At 60.2% G+C, this 4,055-nt stretch carries 6 protein-coding genes; all 6 read right to left on the reverse strand.

Annotation, left to right across the window (positions count from 1 at the left end):
* Window positions 1-421: 421 nt before the first annotated feature.
* Complete coding sequence (locus VJ604_RS18525; RefSeq protein ID WP_324085061.1) at window positions 422-955, reverse strand: flavin reductase family protein; 534 nt, start codon at window positions 953-955, stop codon at window positions 422-424.
* Window positions 956-1,041: 86 nt separating this feature from the next.
* A complete protein-coding gene (locus tag VJ604_RS18530; protein WP_324085062.1) occupies window positions 1,042-1,581 on the reverse strand; it encodes a THUMP domain-containing protein in 540 nt (179 codons plus the stop codon).
* 17 nt (window positions 1,582-1,598) lie between these two features.
* Complete coding sequence (locus VJ604_RS18535; RefSeq protein ID WP_324085063.1) at window positions 1,599-1,934, reverse strand: 4a-hydroxytetrahydrobiopterin dehydratase; 336 nt, start codon at window positions 1,932-1,934, stop codon at window positions 1,599-1,601.
* 620 nt (window positions 1,935-2,554) lie between these two features.
* Window positions 2,555-2,884 carry a hypothetical protein gene (locus VJ604_RS18540; RefSeq protein WP_324085064.1) on the reverse strand — a complete coding sequence of 110 codons (330 nt, stop codon included), beginning with the start codon at window positions 2,882-2,884 and terminating at the stop codon, window positions 2,555-2,557.
* A gap of 120 nt (window positions 2,885-3,004) precedes the next feature.
* Window positions 3,005-3,283 (reverse strand): J domain-containing protein, encoded by a 279-nt coding sequence (locus VJ604_RS18545; RefSeq protein WP_324085065.1) that lies wholly within the window; start codon window positions 3,281-3,283, stop codon window positions 3,005-3,007.
* Between the two features lie 4 nt (window positions 3,284-3,287).
* Window positions 3,288-4,055: 6-phosphogluconolactonase (pgl, locus tag VJ604_RS18550; RefSeq protein WP_324085066.1), on the reverse strand; the 768-nt coding region annotated here is incomplete at its 5' end.

The following is a 4,055-nucleotide window of genomic DNA, read 5'->3' on the forward strand; positions in this document are numbered from 1 at the left end:
GATCAAGCTGTCCAGCATGGAGACCAGCGAATCCCAGCATCCATCCTGCCTGAGATCACCAATGGTGTCCTTGAGGGCGCGAATTGCGAAACCGACGACGACCGCTGCACTGACTATAACGATTGGTTCCATGATCCCCTCCCCGCCTTTCCATCCCGGCTTCTCTTGATGATCAGACGCCTCACCGACCGCTGAGCTCCCTTCGAGCGGGGAGTCAGCGGCCCAATCGGACCCTGTTAGTCTTATTAGAAGCGATATCCGTGCCAAGGTCTGCACTGTTTTCATTAAGTCGTAGGTAGCTGAAAGATGGAAGGTTATGATCTACTGAAGGAAGGAGGCCAGTGGAATCGGGTGGGCAGATGCACAGAAACTGGCCTTATATTTGGAAGGGTGCTTCAAAAATGGCACCCATCCAGACAACTCATCTCTTGCCGGAGGGAAACTCAATGGTCTCGCCTGCCACCATGAAGGAGCCCCACCCCTGATGATGGATGGTCTGCGGGCGCTGGTGACGGGGGTCGACCCATGCCTGGCGCACCTCCAGCACGAACATGTCGTACTTCTCCGTCATCTGGGCGTCTACCACCACGCACTCGAGACTGGCATAGCACTCCTCGATGAGCGGAGCCCCGACCTCCGAGGCGTGCACCGCGGTGAGGCCAAACTGCTGGAACTTGTCAACCGACCTTCCCGAGACGTTGCCGCAGCCGAGCACCTTCTCGGCCAGTTCCCGGGTAGGGATGTTGATGACGCACTCCCCAGTGCGCTGCAGGACGCCGTAGGAGAAGTTCCGGTTGCTGATCACACAGCCGATCAGGGGAGGCTCGAAGTCCATCATCATGTGCCAGGACATCGGCATGACATTCATCCTTCCCTCTTCCGCGGTGGTGACCAGAACGACAGGACCGGTCTCCATCAGGCAATACACCTTCGATAGTGGAAACGGATTCTTCATCTTGTTCTCGCTTTCTCACCAACAGGTTAATCGACCGCCTCGTTAGACGGGGGCTTAAGCAGATCGGCTTGGCTCGTTACGCTTCCTCAATCCAGATGGAGCAGCGGGTAGCGCTCAAGCTCCTCCCGCGTCCAGAGCGAAAGACCGGCCCGGGGACCGATGGTTTCCACAGCGATGATGGCATCGGGCCGGTCGAAGGTGATCCGTCCCTTGCCGCCCGCCAGTTCCAACGCCTCTAGCAGGTAGCTGTCCAGGAACTTCTCCTCCTCCATCCCCGACAGCTTCCCCTTGAAACCGCGGCGGTGCATCCTGACGTGGAAGCTCTTGGAGGAGAGGGTCGGTATCCAGGATAGCACGGCCTGGCGGGCCTTGTCCTCGAATTCCGGCGGGGTCTGGAAGGTGAAGGTCTGGTACACGGGGAGCACTCGGGCAAGCGGGGAGAGGTACTGCGGGTCGCGCTCCCCTTCCTCGCGCAACTCATCGAGGAAGCGCCGCGGATCGGCGACCCGCATGACCAGTATGTTGAAGAAGTCGGTTTTGGCGACCGTGCCGTAGTGTTCAAGGAGATTCTTGGCCTTGTTGTAGGCATCGTCATGGACAGTGATCACGACGTTCCAATCTTGCATGGCATTCTCCTTCGCGTTCAGGTAAGAAGCGCCTCCACCTTGGCCGCGCAGATGAAGTCGTTTTCGGAGAGGCCGCCTATGGCGTGGGTGGTGTAGCTTACCCGGCAATTGCGGTAGGAAACCTCCAGGTCCGGGTGGTGCCCCTGGCTTTGGGCGATCCAGGCCACCGCGTTCACAAACCCCATGGTCTGGCAATAATTCTTGAATTCGAAGCGTTTGGAGATCACCGCGTCATGCCGTTCCCAGCCGGGGAGATCGGCGAGGTAGCGCTCGATCTCCGCCCCGGGAAGCGGCGGGGTTCCTCCTTCACACGGCTTGCAGTGCCTGCTCGTCAGGTCGCAGCTCTCTACCATGGTCTCCTCCCGAAATATCCTTGATCCCTGACTGGGCCGCTCCCTTCCCTGTTCGTTGTTATCGATACCCGGTCCGGCTTTGTTCGCCATCGGCCGGCACAGAGGCAAGTATTAGCATATTTCGCCAGACATGCAATCAAGCGGCATTACGGGCAGATACCAGCGGACCAGTGAGAACGCTGGTACAGTGCCTAAAACTTAGGCAAAAAGGTAAAATCTCAAGAACCAGCGCAACATCCGGTTCGTGTTTGGAAAGTTATCCACAGTGTTTTCCACGGAACTGTGGATTGCGGAACCGCATGGATTGACGAACTACGGGTATTTCTCTGCAATTATGCCATTTCCTGCACTTTAAGCCCCTTTTTGACAATATTTTGACACCTACGGAGAGGTGAAATACGACAGATGGTGGCACGGGAGCCTGAGTGGACTGCAGAAGATGGTGTTGTTGGGGTGATTGAGGAGGAAGCGTTGACCGGTGCAGGTTAGGTACCCGGGACGCGGTTGGCCCGGGCTGTCGCTCAAGGTGCCGGCTGAACCATGGTTTGCCTCCTTTTGGGTGGATCGGCGGGACATGATCTACCTCTGCTGGGTCACCTCCTTTCCTGGTGTGTGCCCGTCTAGGACGGTTGTTGATCGGTGGCGGGATGCAGTTTCTCGTACCTCTCCAGCAGTTCTTCCAGGATGTCCTCCCCCGCCTCGGCCGAACGCTCCACCAGTTCGTGCCGCACGTAGTCGAGGGCTTCGGCACACCTCTCCTCCGGCCACTGATCCCGGATGATCCGGATGGTTCGCCGCCCCCACACTATATGGGGCCGGGTGACCTCTTCCAGCCCAACCTCCAGCAGGGAAAGACAGCGCTTCAGCTGAACCTCACTGGGCTGTGCCCCTTTCTGGATACTCTCAAGCAGTGTCTCAGCAGCCCTCATGGCGATCTCACAGTTGATCATTGGCGGCCTCCTATCAGAGCAACGCATTAAACATATCACATACTACCGGCATAACAATTCCCACAGTCAGTCCACTTTCCGGCGGGAAAGGTTCGGGAGCTCTCAGCGGTTGCCCTTGCCCTACATCCCCTCGTCGAAGAACTGTCGACGAAGGCGCTCTTCCGAGTTCTGTTCGTAGAACTCGTCTTCTGCAAAGGAAAAGCGGTAGGTGCTGACATATTCGAGAAGGATCTGGTAGGCGGCGTTGACCTTGCGGATTTCGGCAGGATCGGAGGCGGAGCCGGTATCGGGGTGGCAGCGCTTGACCAGTTCCCGGTGGCGTTGCTTGATATCCTGGAGGCTGGCGCGCTCGCCGAGGTCGAAGACGTGCAGTGCGGCGGCAAGGTCCCGGTAGGTCATGGGGTCACCTGCCCTCAGAGACGGCGGGGTCCGCCAGGGAATTGTCGGAGAGGAGGCGGGCGGCGTCCCTGTCCACCAGCCAGACCAGACGACCGGAGGGGTGCACCGCCTGGGCGGGAAGCTGCCGGGGATCCCGCTCTCCCTCCAGCACGCGCCGCAGGATGGCTGCCTTGCCGCTTCCCGAGACCAGGAAGGCCACCAGCGCCGACCGGTTGAGCAAAAGCGGCGTGACGGTCACCCGTTGCAGAGGCTGGCTGGCCGGGGCGACGGCGCAGACCAGCTGCTCGCTTTCCTCGAGGACGGGACTGCCGGGGAACAAGGAGGCGGTATGGCCGTCATCGCCCAGCCCCAACAGGGCCAGGTCGAAGCGGGGCTCCCCCGTCCCGAAGTGCTCCCGCAGCGTCGCCTGGTAGCGAAGCGCCGACTCCTGGGGCGTCGTGGCGAAGGGGATCGGGTGAACCTGCCTCATGGGGAGGTGGACCCGTTCGATGAAGGCGCGCTGGGCCATGCCGAAGTTGCTGCGGGGGTCGTTGTGCGGGACCCAGCGCTCGTCCCCCCAGAACAGGTGCACGGCGTGCCAGGGGACCTCGCTCCTGAGCGGCTCCTGGCCCAGCAGTTCGTAGCAGCGGCGAGGCGTTTCGCCGCCGGAGAGCAGCACATCGAAGCGCCCCTTCTTCTCCACGGCACGGCGTGCCTCGTCGGCAAAGAGCCTGGCGGCGGCCAGGCTCAGCACTTCCTGATCGTAATGCACCTGCAGCATTCTTGCTCCTTT

It is taken from the genome of Geomonas sp. (assembly GCF_035254065.1).
Taxonomy (GTDB): domain Bacteria; phylum Desulfobacterota; class Desulfuromonadia; order Geobacterales; family Geobacteraceae; genus Geomonas.